The following is a 20,376-nucleotide window of genomic DNA, read 5'->3' as shown; positions in this document are numbered from 1 at the left end:
GTCCGAAACTGTTTAATTTTGTAGCTCAAATTCAAAACTACAGGAACGCATGAATAAAAACAACGTATATATCGAAACGTACGGATGTCAGATGAATTTTGCCGATTCCGAATTGGTAATGGGAATCTTGAAAAACAAAGGCTTTGAAGTTACGCGTAATATCGACGAGGCAAACGTAATTCTTTTGAATACGTGCAGCGTAAGAGACAATGCCGAGCAAAAGATATTTCACAGACTCGATCACTTGAAACGCATCAAACGGGAAAATCCGCAGGCGGTCATCGGAATTTTGGGTTGTATGGCTGAACGCCTAAGGAAAAGACTTATCGAAGAAAAAAAGATTGTGGACGTGGTGGTAGGACCCGACGAATACAGGCGACTGCCGGAATATATTGATCACGCTTTCGGAGGCGAAAAAGGTATCGGCGTTAAACTATCGCGCACTGAAACTTACGACGATATTATTCCTTACAGGGAAGACGGCATAAGCGCCTGGATATCGGTTATGAGAGGATGCGATAAGTTTTGTACTTTTTGCGTTGTGCCATTTACAAGGGGAAGGGAACGAAGTCGTTCGCTCGATTCTATTGTCAACGAAGTAAAATCGTTGTCGGAGAGGAATTTCAAAGAAGTAACTCTCCTCGGTCAGAACGTCAATTCTTATAACGACAACGGAAGAGATTTTGCGGATTTACTTTCTGCATGCGCTGATGCGGCGCCGGAAATGAGAATCCGGTTTACTACTTCTCACCCGCAGGATTTATCGGATAAACTTCTCTACGCCATAGCGGAACACGACAATATCTGTAATTATATTCACCTGCCCGTTCAATCGGGTTCTAATCGAATACTGGAATTGATGAACAGAACTTATACTATCGAACATTATCTCAACCTGATTGAAAAAGCGCGCAAAATAATTCCCGGCGTGAGTTTTTCGACAGATATAATTGCCGGTTTCCCGACCGAAACCGAAGAAGACCACCGCATGACTCTCGAAGTTATGAAAGAAGTGAAATACGACGGGGCGTATATGTTCAAGTATTCTCCGCGCGAAGGAACGAAAGCTTACAGTATGACCGATGACGTTCCCGAAGAAATTAAAATCAGAAGATTGAACGAAATAATCGATCTTCAACAGCAGATTTCGTATGAAATCAACCAGTCTTTGATAGGCAAAGAGGAAGTGGTATTGGTTGAAGGAGTCAGTAAAAAATCGGATGAATTTTTGTCCGGCAGAACGGATACGAATAAAGTTGCCGTATTTCCTAAGAGCGACGATATAAAAGTGGGAGATTATGTGAAAATTGAGATTACTCGGGCAACTTCAGCCACTTTGTTCGGCGCCTCACCTGTCCCGGTCGAGGTCGACTAATCGTCCTTTTATATTGAATTTATTCTCGAGCAGTTCGAGCAGCGGGCGGCCGTCGTTCTCATTTTCGAATTTTCCTGCAAGAACTATATTGAAAATGCTGCCTCCTATTTCCCTGTTGATTATTACGCATTCGAATCCATCGGCTTTCAACTGATTTGCCAGACGCTCAGCGTTATCCCTTTTTAAGAATGCTCCGGCCTGTACGGCGTATCGGTATTCGTTTATTTCCTCTTCTTCGTCAGTTGTATCCGGAAGATTTCTGTCTGTAAATTTTAGATAAGGGGAAGAAGGGTATTTCGCCTTAAGCAAATCGAGATAGTACTCCGCTTTGTTATAAGCTCCCACGGAATAGTAATATGTAAAGATTCTGTAAAGGGCCGCATCGGCATAACGGCTCTCAGGGAATTTTTCAAAAATAGTTGTGTATTTATTCAGAGCGCTTTTTCCGTCTTTGGTTAATACGGCGTCGAGAAATAAAATAGACGGATCGGATGTCGAATAATTTTGCTTGAGAAATTCGGCGGCTTTATCTATCTCCCCTTTTTCAATATCGATTAGCGCGTCTTTAATGTCGATTTCCTGCGCAAAAGTTTTTATTATTCCGCCGAAAAAGATTATCAGAAAGAGCGCGCCTGTAAAATATTTGGTATTTCCGGTCATTATTTTTCGTATTCTAATTTATTATATTGTCATTGGCTTATAACAAAAATAGCAAAAATTATGGACGAAGAAAGAAATTCTCTTCCCGAGTTCAAAGACGGCGAAGATAAAGAGCAAAAGATCAAGATAAGCATCACTCCTGCGGGCGCGGCGTTTCTGGGGCTTGCTCTGGTCTTTGTGCTGTACCAATTCGGAGGAGCGCTCCTTACGCTGTTGATATTCGGATTCGAAATCGATAAAGCCGACGTCAATGCGGTAAGATTGCTGACGGCGGGCGGACAAATACTTTTGATTCTTTTGCCTTCGCTTTTGCTTGCTAAATTTATTTATACCGACGTAACTTCCATACTAAAGTTCAAAGTGCCAGATAAAAAGGAAATAGTTCTTTTCGTAATCGGGATGATAATAATTACACCTTTGCTCCAGAATTATCTCTATATTCAGAATTATTTGATCGCGAAAGCGGCGGAAAACTACGGCGCGATTAAATCGATAAAAGAGATTGTAGACCAGCTCGATAAACTGCTCGAAAGCGCATACGGCAGTTTGCTCGTGTCAAATTCGATATTCGAGGCTTCGCTTATAATATTCATTATTGCGGTCGTTCCGGCAATATGCGAGGAAGTCTTTTTCAGGGGTTATGTTCTGTCGAGTTTCCAGCTAAAATTTTCTCCGTTTCTCAGCGCGCTTATTACGGGATTGTTTTTCGGAATCTATCATTTCAATCCGTACGGTTTGATTCCTTTGATAGCGCTCGGAACGTATTTTGGATTTGCCGCATATAAAAGCGAGTCGATATTTGTGCCGATGATTCTCCATTTCCTGAATAATTTTTTCGCCGTTACAGCCTATTTGATTTTGGGAGAACAGGAGTTGATAAGCTCGAATGTTGTGCCTGAAAAGGACGTTTTAGTATACTTTATCAGTCTTGTCGTCTTGATTATTCTCTTTGCCGCCTTTGTATTTTATGTAAACAGGAAGTATAAATTAGAAGAACAAACAAAAGGTGAACTATGATTTGTCCGAAATGCGAGTACGAATATGTTGAAGGAATACAAGAATGTCCCGATTGCGGAGTGCAATTGGTAACCAGAGAAGAATTCGAGGGGCATTTGGTGCACCCCGAAGATTGGGTGGTGGTTTATACGTGTTCCGATAATATCGAGGCGGAAATGTATAAAGCGAATCTGGAAAGCGCGGATATCGAAACTCTCATTTTATCTCAGAAAGACCGGAGCTATCCGACGGTGGGCGATCTGGCAATCGTTAAAATTCTGGTCAGAAAGAACGATGTCGATTCTGCTCTGGAAATTATCCGGGATATCAATAGCCGTACGCAAAATTCGGAGGAAGCGGGGAATGAAGAGTAATCTTACAAAACGAGTAATCGTTGCTCTGTTCGGAATACCCGTAATTTTATTTCTTGCAATCGCCGGCAAAGGTCCGTTTCTGTTCTTTGCTTTGTTCATAGGAATAACGTCCTTTGCGGAATTCGCCGGTATGCTTAAAAGAAGAAAATATTATCCGAATGTTATTCTAGGCTCAATCACTATAATAGCGTTGATATTTAACGCATACTTTTATTTTGTGGAATTTGAAATTCTGGCTTTTTTAATTGTCGCCGTCGCTTTGATGTGGGAAATGTTTCGTAACAAAGAATCGGCGGTTGCCAACATCGGAGCTACGTTAACGGGTATATTTTATATCGGGATGTTTTCTTCTGCGCTTGTCGCAATACGCGAATTTTACAGCGATTCGTTCTTTCTTTATGATAACGGCGGATATTTGATAATTGGAATTTTGGCTTCTATCTGGGTTTGCGATTCCGCCGCTTATTTTATTGGAACAGCATTAGGCAAGCATAAAATTTTTCCGAGAATAAGTCCCAATAAAAGTTGGGAAGGCTCGATCGCCGGATTGGTTTTTGCGGTTGCTACAATGGTTGTTTTTAAATTTTTATTGCTCGATGTTCTTACGCTCAAAGACGGCGTTATTATAGGATTGATTATAGGAGTGTTTGGCCAAATTGGCGATTTTGCCGAAAGTATGTTGAAGAGAGATTCCGGCGTGAAGGATTCCTCTTCGGTAATACCGGGTCACGGCGGAATTTTCGACCGTTTCGATTCCCTGATTTACAGCGCTCCGCTGGTCTATATTTACCTCTATTACTGGACGACTTTTTAGTTAGAGAATTTTTGTAGCGGTAAAGACATCAGAAATAGTATAAGTATTTTATTTTGAAAACGCTGACGGTTTCGATTGAAGCCATGGCGCGCCTGTCGTTCCGTTCGCGTAAATCGTTGATTGCCAGATAAATCCAGCTCTTCGGAAGAAATTGATACGAGAAGAGCGCGCCGACGAATATTCTTTCCATTTGATCCGAAGATCTGAGAAAAAGATTGTCGATATAGATATAGAAATTCAAATCGTTCAGAGGAGTCACGGAAATCCACGGCCGCGTATTGAATGTTATTTCTTCAATCTTATTGTCGGGATTGCCTTCGATCCAGAGGTTTGTAGAAGCGCCGAGGCTAATGAAATTCGTAATATTCCAGCCGAAGCTCGCGCCCGCCCAGCTGTAAAATGCGAGGTATTCTCGGGAAAAATTGTAGGTCTTCGAATACCCGCCCCAGACGTTTCCCCACCACGAAGGATCGGGATTAATCCAGGAGCTGAAATTGATTGAGTAATAATCGTATTTGACCGTGTCGTCTTTTGCTTTTCCGAAATCGGTGTTTATTTCATATCCCCAATGGCTTCTGAACTGCATGTTGAAACCGAATACCCATGCTCTGTCGGTATAAGCGTCCACTTTCTCATAATTGACTGCTGGTCCTGTATAAATTAATATCTGGGATACTGCGCCTTTGTCCATAAACCAAACCGGTCCTGCAAGTCCTACGGCTTCGAAAGTACCGCGCCAGGGAACATAACCCACCTGGTCGATATTGAAATCGTTGCCTACGTAACGGGAGCGAAACATAACAATCCAGTCGTTTGTCATGTTCGTATATCCCATCGAAGCGGCATAATCTCCTTTGGAATTTTGAATCGAACGGGCTAATTGATAAGCAAGTTGCCAATTGGAATTTCTGAAAGCCCCGTCGATATCGAGAACGCCGTCGGCTCCGCCTGCGGTTTGTTTCCCGACGAATAATACGCCGATTTCGGAATTTTCCATAATCTGACGCTTCAGTCTGCCGGATACGAAGAGCGCCGAGGGTTCGATTCTAGTCGAATCGTCTTCTGTATATTCGACTTCCGGAGTTCTTGCAATAAAGCCGCCGTATTGCCACACGCCGATTCTACCGAATGCTTTTGCGCCGAAATTAATCGGCGTTTCTTTGCCGCCCGGCAGCAATTTCCCGATTCTTCTCGAATAGAACAGTTCCATCGGTCTGTAGAATCCCCAATTGCGTTGTTTGCCCGCGGGCATAAAAATTTCATTGCCTTGAATAAAAAACGGTCTCTTTTCGGAGAAGTAGGTTTCGTATCTGGTAATATTGAAATTGTACGGGTCGGCTTCGATTTGTGCAAAATCCGGATTAGCGGTCGCCTGGAATGTCAATTGCGGAGACGGGTTATAAAAAATATCGAGACCGAAATTGGGTTTGAGTTTATTGTCAAGACTGCTGTATTTGCCGTAAGTAGTGGGATAAATTTCAAGATTCAATCCTTTTACCGATGGTTTGAATTGATCGAAGACAAGCTTGCCGAATTTTGAAATGCGCTGTCCTTCGTTTTGTTCGTAAACGCACCAGTATAAATCTTCTTTCAGCTTAGGTATCCAGCGGTCGAAATCCAATCCCCAGAATTGAAGATTTTCGTCGTATTGAAGCGATTTATACGGAATTTCAATTTCGACGACAAAGCCCCAGTTATAGATTTTTGCCGCCGAGAACCAGATACCGTCCCAATTGTAATCCCGATTACGCGCGTCGTCGAGCAGCCGGCAGTCGGCTCTTACGTTGGAGGCTGAAACGGCAAATTTATATGCGGTCTTTCTGTCGCCGAATGTGTCGAGCATTATCGATACGACATCCCCGCTTGCGTCGTCGAGTTTACCGGTATAACGTTGTATGTTTTTCGGATCGTCATAAGAAATAATTAAACAGAATAAAGAGTTCTCCGTGCTCAAAATTTTGGCGACGGTTCTTCTGCTCGGCGCTTGCGAATAATAAGGCGACAATTGAAAAAAATCGTCCGTCGAATCGGCAACGCTCCAAATTTCGTCAATTATCCCGTCGACTTTAATATCCGTATCGATTTTCTTTAACTTCATTACCTTCTCTTCATTGGCGGCATAAATTATCAAAGGCAGCAATAATAACAATACTGATTTTTTCATAATATCTCCGGATGACGTTTATTCCAAATTTATTTAAGTTTATTTGCTCGGTCTTTTAGACGTGGCTTATCGAAAAATGGTTGCATCGGGAAAATTCATATTGCAAATCGCAGCGCTTGTTCTGCTGAATGCGGCAATTTCTTTGTCTCAACAGACAGACAGCAGTGCCTATTACATCAATCTGGCTAGACAATATCTTTTCTCGCGCGATACCCTCACGGCGGAAAAATTGCTCGAAAAATCGGTCGAAAAATTCGAAGAGCCGGAAATATATTATTTGCTTGGAAAACTGAAATCCGTTAAGAAAGATTTCGGCGAAAGAAACAGAGCTTACCGCTTCCTCAGGAAAGCAGCCCTTTTGGAGCCCGGAAATTTAAAATACAGACTTGCATACGCATCGATATTAAAAGACTTTGCGCGCGTTTCGGCTTATTGGGAATACAAAGAAATTCTTAAACTCGATTCCACTTCGATAGAAGCTTATTTGAACCTTGCGGAACTAAAAGACGAGGATTTTACTAATTACAATAATTCTTATCGAAAACTGAGCGACGAGTTTTATGCAAGTTTACAGGAATACGCCAACGAAGATTTTGAGGAAGCTGAGAAATATTATCGCGAGGCACTGTCGATTGATTCCGTAAATTATGAAGCCAATTATAAACTTGCCCTGCTGTATATGAAAGCGGGCGACTATGAAAAAGCTGCCGGCTTATTGCAACGTCTTTATTCATCCGAAAAGAAAGACGCCAAAATAAATTTAGCTCTCGGCCTTTGTTATTATAAATTGCGTAATTTTATGGAAAGCCGCAGGTTTTATACGCGCGCTTTCCGATACATGGCTCCCGAAGAAAGAGAAGAATACGACTACGAATCTGCGGTTAAAATGTTACAGCCCGTGTTTGATGAAGCGATGGGCGACAACGAATATAAAAAAAAGCGCTTTATAAAATTTTATTGGGAAGTAAACGACCCGTTATATTTAACCGAGTACAATGAAAGGCTCCTCGAGCATTATTCAAGGTTAACTTTTGCAAATCTTTTTTTGAATAACGACGAAAAGAAAGGATGGCAAACGGACAGAGGCGAAATAATTTTACGTTACGGCGAACCTTTGAATATTATGAGGATCAGACCTTCGATGGGAGAGGCAGGCTACGAAATGAAAACAGACGTATGGAATTATGACGAATTCAGTTTCGGATTTACGGACATGGCGTTAAACGATAATTTTATTTTCAGCGCGCCGCCCGCCGATAAAGAAAAAGTGATTTCCCAATACGCGTTTAATTCTCACGAATTTATTCAATACCTGAGAAAATCGTATTATTCACGCTACGCGCCGGTTTATGAAGGCAATGAATTCACGATTCCTAAGAAAACATTTTATTTCAGGTCCCTTTCTTATCCTTCCAAAACCGAGATGCACATTGTATTTCGAATACCCGATAGTTTGAAAAAGAAAACCGGCAGTTTGAAAATGGAAACCGGTTTTTTCTTTTTCGATGAATATCACAATCAGCTTGCAAAAATTGTAGAAAATAAAAATTTCGAAACAGCGAAAGCTTTCAATGAATTCGTAGCCGTACTCGAACCGGACAGCGGATATTATTCATTTGAACTGATTGAAAATACGAGCAGAAGCACATGCGTAACAAGAGGCGCGTTGAACGTCCCCGACTTTGGAAAATCGTTATCTATCAGCTCGCTCGTTCTTACCGATTCGGTTTATTTTAACGGCGAAGGTATATTGAAACGCAGACCTTACTCGGTAAATCCGCATACGGAAGACACAGTCGAAGGAAAAATCTTCTTGTATTATGAAATATATAATCTTCTGAAAAAGAAAGACGGCATTGCCGAATTCAGACAAAATATTAAGATCACACGCAGCGAGGACGGAGCGGGATTTATTTCGGCCATAAAAAATCTTTTTTCCAACAGGAATTCGATTACATTAACAAACAAATACAAAACGGACAGGAGCGATATACATCTTTTTATCAGGTTGGATATGAGGGCTTTGGAATCCGGAAAATATGATGTGGTTGTCGAAATTGAGGATTTAAATGCGAAAAAGAGCGTCAATACGAAATTGCAACTCTATTTACTTCAGCGGGCTTCAAATCAATAAAATTTCTTTCCGAAAAATCAAGGGAGTGAAAAAGTTGAAATGTTGTTATATTCGTAATTAAAATTTCCAAAGAGAATGGATATGAAAGAACCCGAAGTAAATTTAGAATTGGCTCTCGAACACGGATTGACCGAAGAAGAATATAAAACAATTTGCGAACGACTCGGCAGGACTCCCACATTTACGGAACTCGGAATATTCAGCGTAATGTGGAGCGAGCATTGCAGTTACAAAAATTCGATTGCGCTCTTAAAAACGCTGCCGCGTTCAGGCGGCAGATTGCTTGTGGGGGCGGGCGAAGAAAATGCCGGCTTGGTAGATATAGGCGACGGAATGGCAGTAGCATTTAAAATCGAAAGCCACAATCATCCCTCCGCCGTCGAGCCGTATCAAGGCGCGGCTACGGGCGTTGGAGGAATTTTGAGGGATATCTTTACGATGGGCGCGCGTCCTATAGCTTGTTTGAATTCCCTCCGCTTCGGCGCTCTCGACGATCCGAGAACACGTTATCTTTTTGAAGGAGTTGTAAAGGGAATTGCCGATTACGGAAACTGTTTCGGAGTTCCTACCGTCGGCGGGGAAGTTTATTTCGACGAGTCGTATAAATACAATCCGCTCGTGAATGCTATGGCGATCGGAATCGTTAATACAAACCGTACCGCTTCGGCAGTAGCCAAAGGGGAAGGCAATCCGGTTATGATTGTCGGTTCTTCGACGGGAAGGGACGGAATTCACGGAGCCACGTTCGCTTCGGAAGAAATCTCCGAAAAGTCCGAATCCAAAAGACCTTCGGTGCAAGTGGGCGACCCGTTTACGGAGAAGCTTCTGCTCGAAGCGACGCTCGAAATTATTAAGGAAGACCTGATTGTGGGCATACAGGATATGGGCGCCGCGGGAATATCGTGCTCTACCTCCGAAATGAGCGCTAAGGGCAAATCGGGAATGGATATTAATCTCGACATGGTTCCTCTGCGCGAAGAGAATATGACGGCATACGAAATTATGCTTTCGGAAAGCCAGGAACGTATGCTGGTGGTCGTGAAAAAAGGAAAAGAAGAGCGAGTAAAAGAAATTTTCGACAAATGGGATTTGAACTGCGAAATTATCGGATACGTTACGGACGAGCCCCTGCTTAAAATTAAACATCACAATGAATTGAAAGCCAGCATTCCTCCGTACGATCTTGTGCTTGGCGGAGGAGCTCCGGTTTATTACCGTGAAGTTAAAGAGCCCGAATATCTGAAAGAAATTACAAAACTCGATTATAATGAAATACCCGAGCCCGAATGTATTTCGGAAGTGTTCGAAAAGATTTTTTCGTCGCCGAACATTGCTTCGAAAAACTGGGTTTACGAACAATATGATTCAATGGTAAGAACAAATACCGTAGTCGGTCCGGGTTCCGATGCGGCGGTTATAAGAATCAAAGACACACAAAAAGCGATTGCCGCCACTACCGATTGCAACGGAAGATATGTCTATTTGAATCCTAAGGAAGGAACGAAAATAGCGGTGGCCGAAGCGGCAAGGAATGTTGTCTGTTCCGGGGCGGTACCTCTGGCTATTACAAATTGCCTGAATTTCGGAAATCCTTATAAACCGGAAATGTACTGGACATTCAAAAAAGCTATTGAAGGCATGGGAGAAGCCTGCCGATTTTTCAATACTCCCGTCACGGGCGGCAACGTAAGCTTTTACAATGAAAGCCCGGACAGAGCCGTCTATCCCACTCCGGTAATCGGAATGGTGGGAATTATCGAAAATATCGACAATGTAACAACGGCGGAATTCAAGGATACCGGCGATTTGATTTACCTGCTCGGCGAAGATTATGAAGAAATAGGCGGAAGCGAATACCTGAAAATCCAGCATAACACGGTTAAAGGCAACATTCCCAGAATCGACCTCCAGACAGAAAAGGACCTTCACAACCTAATACTTGAATTAATCGAAAAGAAAGTCATTAAATCCGCTCACGACATTTCCGAAGGCGGCGTTATGGTAGCGCTCGCCGAATGTTGTATTATTAACAAGGAAAAGCCGGTCGGAGCAAAAGTTCATATCCCCGTTAAATCCAGGGAAGATTTTTCGTTCTTCTCGGAAAGCCAGTCGAGAGTGATTGTCTCAGTGAGTCCGGAAAATAAAGAAGCTTTCGAGCAAATAGCTTCCAAGAGTTTTACTCCTTATACTTTTCTGGGTGAAACGACAGACAAAATCTTTTCTGTAAACGATCAATACCAATTTAAGTTGGAGCATTTGATCAAGCTCTATTATTCTTCAATTTCAGAAAAAATAAATATCGGTTGACCGTAAATAATGAACAAACTTTTTCAAAGAGCTAATAACGTTCTGAAAGTACTGAAATATTACTTGTCGGGATTATACCACAGAATCGAAGAGCACAACCTGTTTCTTTCGGGCGCGGGTATTGCATATTCATTGTTGCTGAGTATGATCCCGCTTATATTGTTAATTTTTTCTCTGCTCGGCAATGTATTCGACACAGCGCGTCTCGAAAGAATAATTAATCAGATTATCCAATTGCTGCTTCCTTACAAGCAATATGCGGATTATGCTAAAGATGTTATCAGCAGAAGGCTGCCGCAGGTAATAGAATACAAAACGCTTGCAGGATATCTGGGCTTGATCGGTTTAATTGTTACGTCAACGTGGATATTCAGCAGTTTAAGGACAATTCTTAATCAAATTTTTCATACGAAAATTGAAAAGCACGCACTAATCGGATTCTTGCGCGATATCGGGATGGTAATTCTCGTCGTTGTGTTTATATCGCTCTCGACGCTTGTATTTCCGATATTAAATATAATTGTGGAAAACGCGCAAAACTCAAATGTAATATCGTATGTGGAAATCGCTAAAGTATGGAATATAGCAGTCTGGATAATATCACTCATAGTTATGTTATTCCTTTTTTTTCTGCTCTATTATCTGATTCCTTATGAACAATTACCGAAAAGAGTTGCGCTCGCGAGCGCTCTTTCCACCACTGTGTTGTGGGAACTTGCCCGGAGTTTGTTCGGTTATTACATTCGTAATTTTCTCAATACAAATCCTTTTTATGGCGCTTTTGTTCTGTTTGTTGTTATATTGCTCTGGATTTTTTATTCGTCGTGCATATTTATTGCCGGAGCGGAAATCGGACAATTGTACAGGGAGAGGTTGAATGAAAAGACATCCTAGTTTGGTAGAACTATCCAAAGAGCACCACGACGGGTTAATACTTGCGCAGATTTTGAAAAAGGACGCTCCCGCTTATCGCGATTTGCCGTCGGATCGGGAAGGGAAAAGAAAATACGCCTTGCAATTTTATCGGGAAGATCTGGTAAAACATTTTTATAAAGAAGAAAAAATTCTTTTGCCGTTCTGTTCGGGTATATCGCCCGAGCTCGACAAACTGTTTCAAAGAATGCTTGAAGAACATAAGCGATTGGAAAAACTGTTTGATAAACTGAAAAATGAAAGCGACTACGAAAACGCGATGCACGAAATAGGAAAGCTCTTGGACGACCATATCAGAATGGAAGAAAGGGAATTATTCGAATCTGTCCAAAAACACCTGGACGAAGAAAAATTATCCTTACTGTCTCAAAAGTTAAAAGGATGAACAAATGAAAAAATTTATGAAAGCGTTGATGATGATGGTTTTTATTCTTGTGCCGCTGATCACAATGTCTTTGATTGTTCAGTGCGGCAATACTCATGAGAATAAAACAGCTGAAATAAAAGATGTAAATGAGAAAAAAGACGCGAAACCGGAAGAGAGAAAAGAGATAAAAGATCAGCCTGCAAAGGAACTTGAAAAAGCCGCGCAGCTAAAAGTGAAAGTGCGCAGGAAAAAAGCGGGTTTTTTCTTGCGAAACGGTCAAAGACCCTCCAAATTAACTCTTATTGAAGAACTCTATTTCAATGAAAAAGGACAAAGAACTAAACTGATAAGATATACAGCCACGGGCGGCACCGATCTGGTTTATCAGTTCGCTTATGACAATAGCGGCAAATTGATTTCTACGGAAGTTTACGACAATTTCGGAAATCTTACAACTCGCAGAGAATTGGAATATGACGACGGCGGAAATGAAATAAACAGGAGAATACTCACCAGCCGGAGCGTCAACGAACAGAAAATTGTCTTCCTGTACGATTCACTAAATCATGTGGTTAACGAACGTGAATACATAGGAGAAAATTTAAATACCGAAAAAAAATATTTTTATGACGGCAACATGCTGGCAAAGGTAATGGGATATAACGCCAAAGGCAATTTGGTAGCGGAAATCGATTATGTTTATAACGAGGAAGGATATCTGATTAAAGAAATTCAAAAAGCGGGTAGCGCGGTTAATGAAGTGGTCTATAACTATGACGAACGGGGTAATTTGATTACGGTCAGAAACAAACAAACCGTTCGTCAAATGAATTACGACAAAAACAACAACCTGATCGAGGACAAACTTTTCCTCTCGGACGGATCGCGTCAATACAGGGTAACGTTTTCATATTATAAAAACGGATTGCAGCACGAAGAAATTCGTTATGCAAACGACGAACGTCCCGCTTATCTGGCGGTTTATGAATACGAATTTTATTGATGATTAAATTCCTCTCGATAGGAGGCGCTCGGGAAGTAGGCGCCAATTCTTATTACCTTCAGATTGACGGAACGGGAATACTGCTCGACTGCGGAATTCACCCGCGCAAGAAAGGACTCGATTCGCTGCCTCTGTTCGACTTGTTGGAAAATTATCCGCTTGATTTTGTGATTATATCACACGCCCATCAGGATCATATCGGCGCTTTGCCGTTTTTGATAAAGAAATTTCCGCACGTAATTATTTACACGACTCCTTATACGAAGGAATTGGTGTCCGTTACCCTTCACAATGCGGTGAATATTCTTAAGAAGGAAACAAACGGAGAAGAAAACATTTCTTTTTTCACTCACGAAGAAATAGATCTTCTCGTAAGAAGCATACGCGATTACGATTATAATGAAGAATTTGAACTGCGGGGTTTGAATTCCTCCGCTCAATTAAAAGGATGTTTCTTCGACGCAGGTCATATACTCGGATCGGCAATGGTGATGATAAAAACGGACGACAAAAAAATTTTGTATACGGGCGACATGAATTTGTCCGATCAATCGATTGAAATTGGAGCGGACCTCGAAGCATTGAACGATGTGGATTTTTTGATAATGGAATCGACTTACGGCGATACCGACACGAAATTGACGGGTAATTGGGAATCGGAACGCAATCGATTCATAAACGAATTGAACAAAATTATTTCAAAAGGCGGGTCTGTTTTGATTCCCGTTTTTGCGCTAGGGAAAATGCAGGAAATGTTAATGCTGATTTATGAAGCCATAAGAAGCGGCAAACTGACAGATGCGGAAGTTTATACCGGAGGAATCGGCAGGGAAATATCAAGCATTTATGACCGGTACCGATACGTGGTCAGAAGAAAAAATCGCGATACGGAGCTCAAACAAATTCCCCAATCGAATTTGTATGAAATTAACGATTATAACCATTACAAAAAAAATCCTGGGTATCTGCTGGCATCCAGCGGAATGATGCTCGAAGGCACTATGTCGTTTCAACTGGCGGAATTCTGGCTCAAACAAAAAGACTTCGCTGTTTTCGGAGTCGGATATATGGACCCCGCAACTCCGGGATATAAAATTATAAATGCAAAAAATAATGACGCGCTGAAATTAAGAGGCGATAGGGAAATTAACGTAGAGTGCGAAATTAATCGTTTCTATTTTTCGGCGCATGCAAACAGGGACGGTCTGATAAATTTCGCAAAGAGTTTGAAACCCGAAACGGTTATTCTGGTTCACGGAGAAGAATCCGCGCAGAACTGGTTGGGTTTTCATTTGCTTGAATCCGATCCCGGCATTAAACTCTTCTCGGCGGAATTGGGAAAAGAAATCATCCTGAGGGACTAACTTTTTCATTTCAATTTTATCCGAATTAATATAACTTATGGTAGAAATTGAAGAATTGAGATGAGAAAGATTTTTTATCTATTATCGCTTGTTTCGATTATTTGCTCGTGCAGAGAGGAGCTTCCCGTCGAAGAAGAGCCGTTTTATCCGTCGTTATTCGTCAAACCCGAAATTTTCTCTCCCGCTGAAGGCGATCTATATTATACGGGAAGTAAAATGGAGATAAAGTGGGAAATGCCAGGCAGCGTCGAAAAGGTTTATATTCGTCTGCTCAGAAAAACTGTGGTCAAAGAGATAATTTCCGCTGAGACCGAAAACGACGGTGAATTCGAATGGAATATCGACGTAAACATTAAACCTTCAATTCACTACAGAATTGAAATAGCGAATCACGACTCGCATTATCCCGTTGTTACGAGCGATTACTTTATAATAAAATCCGGTCTGGCGCCATAACAATCCAATTGTAAAATTGAACAAAAACCCCTAAGTTCAAATTCACAAAAAAATTTCTTCATGTACATACTTGGAGTTTCGGCATATTACCACGACAGCGCAGCCGCATTAATAAAAGACGGCGAAATTGCCGCCGCCGCTCAGGAAGAAAGATTTACGCGCAGGAAGCATGACTTCAGGTTTCCGATTAATGCGGTTAATTTCTGTCTCGACTATGCGGGAATAAAAATTTCCGACGTCTACCTGGTTGTCTATTACGACAAGCCGTTTTTGAAATTCGAGCGCCTCCTGGAAACATATCTTGCTTATGCCCCAAAAGGGATCTCTTCTTTTTTGAAAGCAATGCCGGTATGGATTAAAGAAAAATTATGGATAAAAGAACAAATAAAAGAGAAACTCAATTACGACGGAAACATTCTTTTTCCCGAGCATCATCAATCTCACGCAGCGTCGGCATTTTTCCCGTCGCCGTTTAAGGAAGCCGCCTTCCTTACTATCGACGGCGTCGGCGAATGGACAACCACCAGTTACGGGATTGGTAAAGAAAATAAAATTAAAATACTCGCCGACATTAAATTTCCTCATTCAATCGGTATGCTCTATTCGGCGTTTACTTATTATACGGGATTCAAAGTAAATTCCGGCGAGTATAAAGTAATGGGGCTCGCTCCTTACGGCGTTCCCAAATATGCCGGTCTGATTTATGAGAATCTTATCGATTTGAAAGACGACGGTTCATTCAAGTTAAATATGGAATATTTTAATTACTGCACCGGTCTTACGATGACAAACTCCAGATTCGATAAATTATTCGGAGGTAAACCGAGAAAGCCGGAATCAAAATTAACTCAAAGGGAAATGGACCTTGCCGCTTCGGTTCAGGCAGTTGTTGAAGATGTAATTTTAAGAATGGCTAGGCACATTAGAAATGAAACCGGTATGAAAAAATTATGCCTTGCAGGAGGAGTGGCGTTGAATTGCGTGGCAAACGGAAAATTATTGAGAGAAAATATTTTCGAAGATATATGGATTCAGCCTGCCGCAGGCGATGCGGGAGGGGCTCTCGGCGCGGCTCTCTTCGGATGGCATCAATATCTGAACAATGACAGAACAGCCGATGATAGTGACGATTTCCAAAAAGGCTCGCTGCTCGGTCCCCGTTTCGATAATGATTATATAGAAGAGTTTCTAATAAAAAATAATATCCCGTACGAGAAATTAAACGACGACGAAATTATTAGGAGAACCGCCGGATTGATTGCCGAAGGAAATGTAATCGGCTGGTTCAGAGGGAGAATGGAATACGGACCCAGGGCTCTCGGCGCCAGGTCGATTCTGGGCGACGCCCGCAATCCGTCGATGCAAAAAAATATGAATCTTAAAATTAAGTTCAGGGAAAGCTTCAGACCTTTTGCGCCTTCCGTGCTGGAAGAAAAAGCAGCCGAGTATTTTAATATCGACCGTGAAAGTCCTTATATGTTGCTCGTTGCCGACGTTAGGGAAGAAAAAAGATTGAATCACGCCGCGGATGAAAATCTCTTTGGCATCGATAAATTAAATGTGGTTCGTTCGGTCATTCCCGCGGTTACGCACGTCGATTATTCAGCGCGAATTCAAACGGTGGACGAAAAACGAAATTCTGATTATTATCGTTTGATTTCCAGATTTTATGAATTGACCGGGTGCCCGGTTATTGTAAACACTTCTTTTAATGTAAGAGGCGAACCGATAGTGCGGACTCCGGAAGAGGCTTACAGATGTTTTATGCGTACCAATATCGACTATCTTGTGCTGGAAAATTTTCTCCTCGACAAGAAAAATCAACCGGAATTTCAAGAGCAAAACGACTGGAGAAAAGAATTTGAGCTTGATTAAAAATATAACCGAAGAGGTCAATAACCTGAAGCCGGACAATAAAGCAACCAGGAAATTTCCTCTGCTCTTCGGGATAATATTTTTGTCTATATTTCTTTATTTTCAATTCGCTGCAGGCCGTTCATACACTTTGTTGTTGTTTTTGGCAATGCTTTCCGGGTTGGCCGGTTTCTTACCGGTCAAAACGATATACCCCGTTTATAAAATATGGATGACAATTGCGGTTTTCCTGAGCTACTTTATGTCGAGGTTCATACTTATTGTTTTATTCTATTTTATTATTACTCCTATAGGTTTATTTCTTAGATTATTCGGAAAAGAATTTCTTGAGTTAAGATTTGATAAAGAAAAAAAATCATATTGGAATAAAAGAGAAGAGGGATATGTAAGCGATCCCGAAAAACAATATTAGGAGTCATTATGAGTAAAATATCGATAATGAAAGAATTATGGCAATTCATGAAAGAGCGTAAAAAATGGTGGCTGATGCCGATTGTGGTGATTTTGGTTCTGCTTGGAGCTCTTCTTATTGTAACTCAAGGTTCCGCACTGGCGCCGTTTATTTATGCTCTGTTTTAGCGACGTTCCCGGGATTGAGCGGGAAATTAACGACGGGTCGATTATTTTCTCTTAATGTGTTACCTTTGTAATATATTTAACCGGGCTGTTGCATATTTTTATTTCGGCGAATCAAATAACAGGACAATAAAGAGGGGTAATATGAAATTTATTTTATCCGCCTTATCCTCATTTATTTTTTTATTAGCCGCATTTACTTCGGCGCAAACCGAGAGTAATAATTCATTCCAAATGAAAACCGGTAGCGGCGCCGATACAAAACTTTTAAAAGTCGAATTCATCAATGATTACATTGTGCACGTGGTCGCTTCTCCCGCCGAGCAATTTTCCTTCAGGAAAAGTCTGATTATCGACGAAAACGTGAAACCTTACGGCAATTTCAAGACGGAAGACAAGGGCGATTATATTTTATTGTCCTCATCGGCGCTAAAAGTGATAATCGATAAATCGACCGAGAGGATTTCTTTTTATGACCGGGACGGAAATATTATTTTGCAGGAGCCTGAAAACGTTTGCAGAACTTTCGACGACTCCTATATTATGGGCGAAAATGTCTACAAAATCCGCCAGGTTTTCAAAGCATCTCCCGACGAAGCTTTCTACGGTTTCGGCGCTCACCAAAATGGCATTATGAACTACAGAGACGAAGACGTCGATTTATGGCAGTATAATATCGTCGATATTATACCGTTTATGGTTTCCTCCAAGAACTACGGCATTTTATGGGATAACTATTCCCGAACAAAATTCGGAGATTACAGGGATTATTTATCCGTAAATAAAGTGTTTAAACTGATTGCCAAAGACGACAAATCGAACGGTTTTTCGGCGGAATATTTTGAAGATGAAAAATTTGAAAAATCAGCCGTAAAAAGAATCGAAGAAAGAATCGAGCACGAGTATATCGACAAAAACGACCCTTTCCCGGACGGCTTCGATAAGGTTAAATCCGTCAGATGGGAAGGCTTTATTGAAAGCAATCGAGAAGGACTTCACAAACTGCGGCTCTATTGCTCGGGGTATACTAAATTGTGGATCGACGACTCGCTTCTGGTCGATTCGTGGAGACAAAACTGGCTACCCTGGACTCACATTATAAAGTTGGATCTGAAGAAAGGCGAAAGAAAAAAAATTAAAATCGAGTGGATTCATTCGGGCGGATATATCGGGCTGAAAGCCCTGCCCCCATCCGACGAAAATTTTGAAGGCATAATTTCACTCCAGTCGGAAGTCGCAGACCAAATCGACTATTACTTTGTCTACGGCAAAAACCTCGACGATGTTATTAAAGGCTACCGGTATTTAACCGGAAAAGCCCCGGTAATGCCCAAATGGGCGATGGGGTTCTGGCAGTGCAGGGAAAGATATAAAACGCAAAAAGAACTTCTCGACGTTGTAAGAGAGTACCGCAGAAGAAAAATTCCGATTGATAATATAGTCCAGGATTGGTTCTACTGGAAAGAAGACGACTGGGGAAGTCACGATTTCGACCCGTTGCGATTTCCCGATCCGGATGCTATGGTCGAAGAATTACACGACAGCCTCAATACGCATATAATGATTTCCGTATGGCCAAAATTTTATGTCGGCGCTGCGCATTATGAAGCGTTCAAAGAGAACGGCTGGCTTTATATGAGGAACGTTGAAGTCGGGGAAAAAGACTGGGTGGGACCCGGATACGTATCAACTTTTTATGACCCTTACAGCGAGGGCGCGCGAAAATTGTACTGGAAGCAAATTGAAAATAAATTGTTCTCAAAAGGAATCGACGCATGGTGGCTCGACGCAACCGAACCGGACATCCATTCGAACCTTTCGCCCGAAGAAACTCTCAGAAGAATGGGGCCGACGGCGCTCGGAACCTCGGCTCGTTACAGAAACACTTATTCCCTTATGAATTCGAAAGCCGTTTACGAAGGGCAGAGATTATCGAATCCCAATAAGAGAGTATTTATACTTACTAGGTCTGCATTCGCAGGTCAACAGAAATATAGCGCGGCTACATGGAGCGGAGACGTTGCAGCCAGGTGGTACGACTTAAAGGTTCAAATTCCCGCAGGTCTCAATTTCAGTTTATCGGGCATTCCGTATTGGACTACCGATATCGGCGGTTTTGCAGTCGAACCGAGATACGAAAATCCTTCCGAAAAAGATTTGGATGAATGGCGTGAATTAAATACGCGCTGGTTCCAGTTCGGCGCTTTCTGCCCTCTCTTTCGTTCTCACGGGCAATTCCCGTACAGGGAAATATTTAATATCTCCCCTGAAGGTCATCCCGCATATGAATCGATGGTTTATTACGATAAATTGCGTTATAGACTGATGCCTTATATTTATTCTCTTGCGGGGATGGTTACTTTCGAAGATTATACGATTATGCGCGCTTTGATACTCGACTTCCCGAATGATAATAAGGTCTACGATATTTCCGACCAGTATATGTTCGGTCCCGCCTTTTTAGTTAATCCCGTTACCGACTACAAAGCGCGTTCGAGAAAAGTTTATCTTCCCGAAGGAGCCGAATGGTACGATTTCTATACGGGTAAAAAATATCCGGGTGGAAAAACAATTTCGGCAGAGGCCCCTTACGAACGTATTCCGTTATTCGTAAAAGCGGGCTCCATTGTGCCTTTTGGACCCGGCATTCAATATACCGGACAAAAACAAGCCGACACTCTTACGCTGTTTGTTTATTCGGGCAAAGACGGTTCTTTTGTGCTTTATGAAGACGAAGGAACAAATTATAATTATGAAGAAGGACTTTATTCGACCATCGAATTCAAATACAAAGACTCCGACCGAGAACTGGTTATAGGCGAAAGAAAAGGCGAATTTCCCGGAATGCTTTCCGAAAGAATAATCAATGTAGTTTTTATAAGCCCCGATTCGCCGAGACCGTTTGATTTTAATATCAAGCCTGACCGCGCTGTAAATTATAACGGCAAAGAAGTTAAAATAAAATTGTAAGAGGGTCA

Annotated in this window: 17 protein-coding genes; 15 read left to right on the top strand and 2 right to left on the bottom strand. The window is 41.7% G+C overall.

From position 1 onward, the window contains the following. Positions 1–49 precede the first annotated feature (49 nt). Complete coding sequence (gene miaB, locus ACOYVE_RS06185; protein WP_014856296.1) at positions 50–1,375, top strand: tRNA (N6-isopentenyl adenosine(37)-C2)-methylthiotransferase MiaB; 1,326 nt, start codon at positions 50–52, stop codon at positions 1,373–1,375. Here miaB and ACOYVE_RS06180 read toward each other — a convergent pair. Continuing rightward, on the bottom strand, positions 1,349–2,035 hold the full coding sequence (locus ACOYVE_RS06180) for an SPOR domain-containing protein (protein WP_014856297.1): 687 nt from the start codon (positions 2,033–2,035) through the stop codon (positions 1,349–1,351). The genes miaB and ACOYVE_RS06180 overlap by 27 nt on opposite strands. Positions 2,036–2,095: 60 nt before the next feature. Here ACOYVE_RS06180 and ACOYVE_RS06175 point away from each other — a divergent pair, with 60 nt between their 5' ends. From ACOYVE_RS06175 to ACOYVE_RS06165, 3 genes are read left to right on the top strand one after another with little or no spacing between them, the layout of a single operon-like run. Beyond that, the gene (locus ACOYVE_RS06175) at positions 2,096–3,052 is read left to right on the top strand and encodes a type II CAAX prenyl endopeptidase Rce1 family protein (RefSeq protein WP_014856298.1); all 957 of its coding nucleotides are present in this window, start codon (positions 2,096–2,098) and stop codon (positions 3,050–3,052) included. Beyond that, positions 3,049–3,405 (top strand): DUF2007 domain-containing protein, encoded by a 357-nt coding sequence (locus ACOYVE_RS06170; RefSeq protein ID WP_014856299.1) that lies wholly within the window; start codon positions 3,049–3,051, stop codon positions 3,403–3,405. The genes ACOYVE_RS06175 and ACOYVE_RS06170 overlap by 4 nt, the downstream gene beginning before the upstream one ends. Next, complete coding sequence (locus ACOYVE_RS06165) at positions 3,395–4,219, top strand: phosphatidate cytidylyltransferase (RefSeq protein ID WP_422881272.1); 825 nt, start codon at positions 3,395–3,397, stop codon at positions 4,217–4,219. Before ACOYVE_RS06170 ends, ACOYVE_RS06165 begins: the two co-directional genes overlap by 11 nt. 28 nt (positions 4,220–4,247) lie before the next feature. Here ACOYVE_RS06165 and ACOYVE_RS06160 read toward each other — a convergent pair whose 3' ends face one another. Beyond that, positions 4,248–6,383, bottom strand: coding sequence for a DUF5916 domain-containing protein (locus ACOYVE_RS06160; protein ID WP_422881270.1), 2,136 nt, complete (start codon positions 6,381–6,383; stop codon positions 4,248–4,250). 43 nt (positions 6,384–6,426) lie between these two features. Here ACOYVE_RS06160 and ACOYVE_RS06155 point away from each other — a divergent pair, with 43 nt between their 5' ends. The 11 genes from ACOYVE_RS06155 to ACOYVE_RS06105 all read left to right on the top strand — a co-directional run bounded on the left by ACOYVE_RS06155 (position 6,427) and on the right by ACOYVE_RS06105 (position 20,368). Continuing rightward, complete coding sequence (locus ACOYVE_RS06155) at positions 6,427–8,517, top strand: GWxTD domain-containing protein (RefSeq protein WP_422881268.1); 2,091 nt, start codon at positions 6,427–6,429, stop codon at positions 8,515–8,517. A gap of 81 nt (positions 8,518–8,598) precedes the next feature. Next, positions 8,599–10,824 carry a phosphoribosylformylglycinamidine synthase subunit PurL gene (gene purL / locus ACOYVE_RS06150; RefSeq protein WP_422881266.1) on the top strand — a complete coding sequence of 742 codons (2,226 nt, stop codon included), beginning with the start codon at positions 8,599–8,601 and terminating at the stop codon, positions 10,822–10,824. 9 nt (positions 10,825–10,833) lie between these two features. Beyond that, positions 10,834–11,718 (top strand): YihY/virulence factor BrkB family protein, encoded by an 885-nt coding sequence (locus ACOYVE_RS06145; RefSeq protein ID WP_422881265.1) that lies wholly within the window; start codon positions 10,834–10,836, stop codon positions 11,716–11,718. Beyond that, the gene (locus ACOYVE_RS06140; RefSeq protein ID WP_014856305.1) at positions 11,702–12,142 is read left to right on the top strand and encodes a hemerythrin domain-containing protein; all 441 of its coding nucleotides are present in this window, start codon (positions 11,702–11,704) and stop codon (positions 12,140–12,142) included. The genes ACOYVE_RS06145 and ACOYVE_RS06140 overlap by 17 nt, the downstream gene beginning before the upstream one ends. Positions 12,143–12,146: 4 nt before the next feature. Continuing rightward, a complete protein-coding gene (locus ACOYVE_RS06135; protein WP_422881264.1) occupies positions 12,147–13,127 on the top strand; it encodes an RHS repeat domain-containing protein in 981 nt (326 codons plus the stop codon). Beyond that, positions 13,127–14,491, top strand: coding sequence for an MBL fold metallo-hydrolase (locus ACOYVE_RS06130; RefSeq protein ID WP_422881262.1), 1,365 nt, complete (start codon positions 13,127–13,129; stop codon positions 14,489–14,491). The genes ACOYVE_RS06135 and ACOYVE_RS06130 overlap by 1 nt, the downstream gene beginning before the upstream one ends. 60 nt (positions 14,492–14,551) lie before the next feature. Beyond that, entirely contained in the window at positions 14,552–14,947 is a 396-nt protein-coding gene (locus ACOYVE_RS06125; RefSeq protein WP_014856308.1) for a Ser-Thr-rich GPI-anchored membrane family protein, read from the top strand. Between the two features lie 60 nt (positions 14,948–15,007). Beyond that, positions 15,008–16,822: a carbamoyltransferase gene (locus tag ACOYVE_RS06120; protein WP_422881260.1), complete on the top strand. Its 1,815-nt coding sequence runs from the start codon at positions 15,008–15,010 to the stop codon at positions 16,820–16,822. Further along, positions 16,809–17,234, top strand: coding sequence for an SxtJ family membrane protein (locus ACOYVE_RS06115; RefSeq protein WP_422881259.1), 426 nt, complete (start codon positions 16,809–16,811; stop codon positions 17,232–17,234). Before ACOYVE_RS06120 ends, ACOYVE_RS06115 begins: the two co-directional genes overlap by 14 nt. Positions 17,235–17,242: 8 nt before the next feature. After that, positions 17,243–17,401 (top strand): DUF5989 family protein, encoded by a 159-nt coding sequence (locus ACOYVE_RS06110; RefSeq protein ID WP_014856311.1) that lies wholly within the window; start codon positions 17,243–17,245, stop codon positions 17,399–17,401. 141 nt (positions 17,402–17,542) lie between these two features. After that, positions 17,543–20,368, top strand: coding sequence for a TIM-barrel domain-containing protein (locus tag ACOYVE_RS06105; RefSeq protein WP_422881257.1), 2,826 nt, complete (start codon positions 17,543–17,545; stop codon positions 20,366–20,368). Positions 20,369–20,376 lie beyond the last annotated feature (8 nt).

The organism is Melioribacter sp., assembly GCF_049325435.1.
Taxonomy (GTDB): domain Bacteria; phylum Bacteroidota; class Ignavibacteria; order Ignavibacteriales; family Melioribacteraceae; genus Melioribacter; species Melioribacter roseus.
This window is presented reverse-complemented; position numbering and strand designations above follow the sequence as displayed.

Coding starts and splice junctions, on each gene's coding strand:
- miaB (WP_014856296.1), top strand. CDS start 50: ATGAATAAAAACAACGTATATATCGAAACGTACGGATGTCAGATGAAT.
- ACOYVE_RS06180 (WP_014856297.1), bottom strand. CDS start 2,035: ATGACCGGAAATACCAAATATTTTACAGGCGCGCTCTTTCTGATAATC.
- ACOYVE_RS06175 (WP_014856298.1), top strand. CDS start 2,096: ATGGACGAAGAAAGAAATTCTCTTCCCGAGTTCAAAGACGGCGAAGAT.
- ACOYVE_RS06170 (WP_014856299.1), top strand. CDS start 3,049: ATGATTTGTCCGAAATGCGAGTACGAATATGTTGAAGGAATACAAGAA.
- ACOYVE_RS06165 (WP_422881272.1), top strand. CDS start 3,395: ATGAAGAGTAATCTTACAAAACGAGTAATCGTTGCTCTGTTCGGAATA.
- ACOYVE_RS06160 (WP_422881270.1), bottom strand. CDS start 6,383: ATGAAAAAATCAGTATTGTTATTATTGCTGCCTTTGATAATTTATGCC.
- purL (WP_422881266.1), top strand. CDS start 8,599: ATGAAAGAACCCGAAGTAAATTTAGAATTGGCTCTCGAACACGGATTG.
- ACOYVE_RS06145 (WP_422881265.1), top strand. CDS start 10,834: ATGAACAAACTTTTTCAAAGAGCTAATAACGTTCTGAAAGTACTGAAA.
- ACOYVE_RS06140 (WP_014856305.1), top strand. CDS start 11,702: ATGAAAAGACATCCTAGTTTGGTAGAACTATCCAAAGAGCACCACGAC.
- ACOYVE_RS06135 (WP_422881264.1), top strand. CDS start 12,147: ATGAAAAAATTTATGAAAGCGTTGATGATGATGGTTTTTATTCTTGTG.
- ACOYVE_RS06130 (WP_422881262.1), top strand. CDS start 13,127: ATGATTAAATTCCTCTCGATAGGAGGCGCTCGGGAAGTAGGCGCCAAT.
- ACOYVE_RS06125 (WP_014856308.1), top strand. CDS start 14,552: ATGAGAAAGATTTTTTATCTATTATCGCTTGTTTCGATTATTTGCTCG.
- ACOYVE_RS06120 (WP_422881260.1), top strand. CDS start 15,008: ATGTACATACTTGGAGTTTCGGCATATTACCACGACAGCGCAGCCGCA.
- ACOYVE_RS06110 (WP_014856311.1), top strand. CDS start 17,243: ATGAGTAAAATATCGATAATGAAAGAATTATGGCAATTCATGAAAGAG.
- ACOYVE_RS06105 (WP_422881257.1), top strand. CDS start 17,543: ATGAAATTTATTTTATCCGCCTTATCCTCATTTATTTTTTTATTAGCC.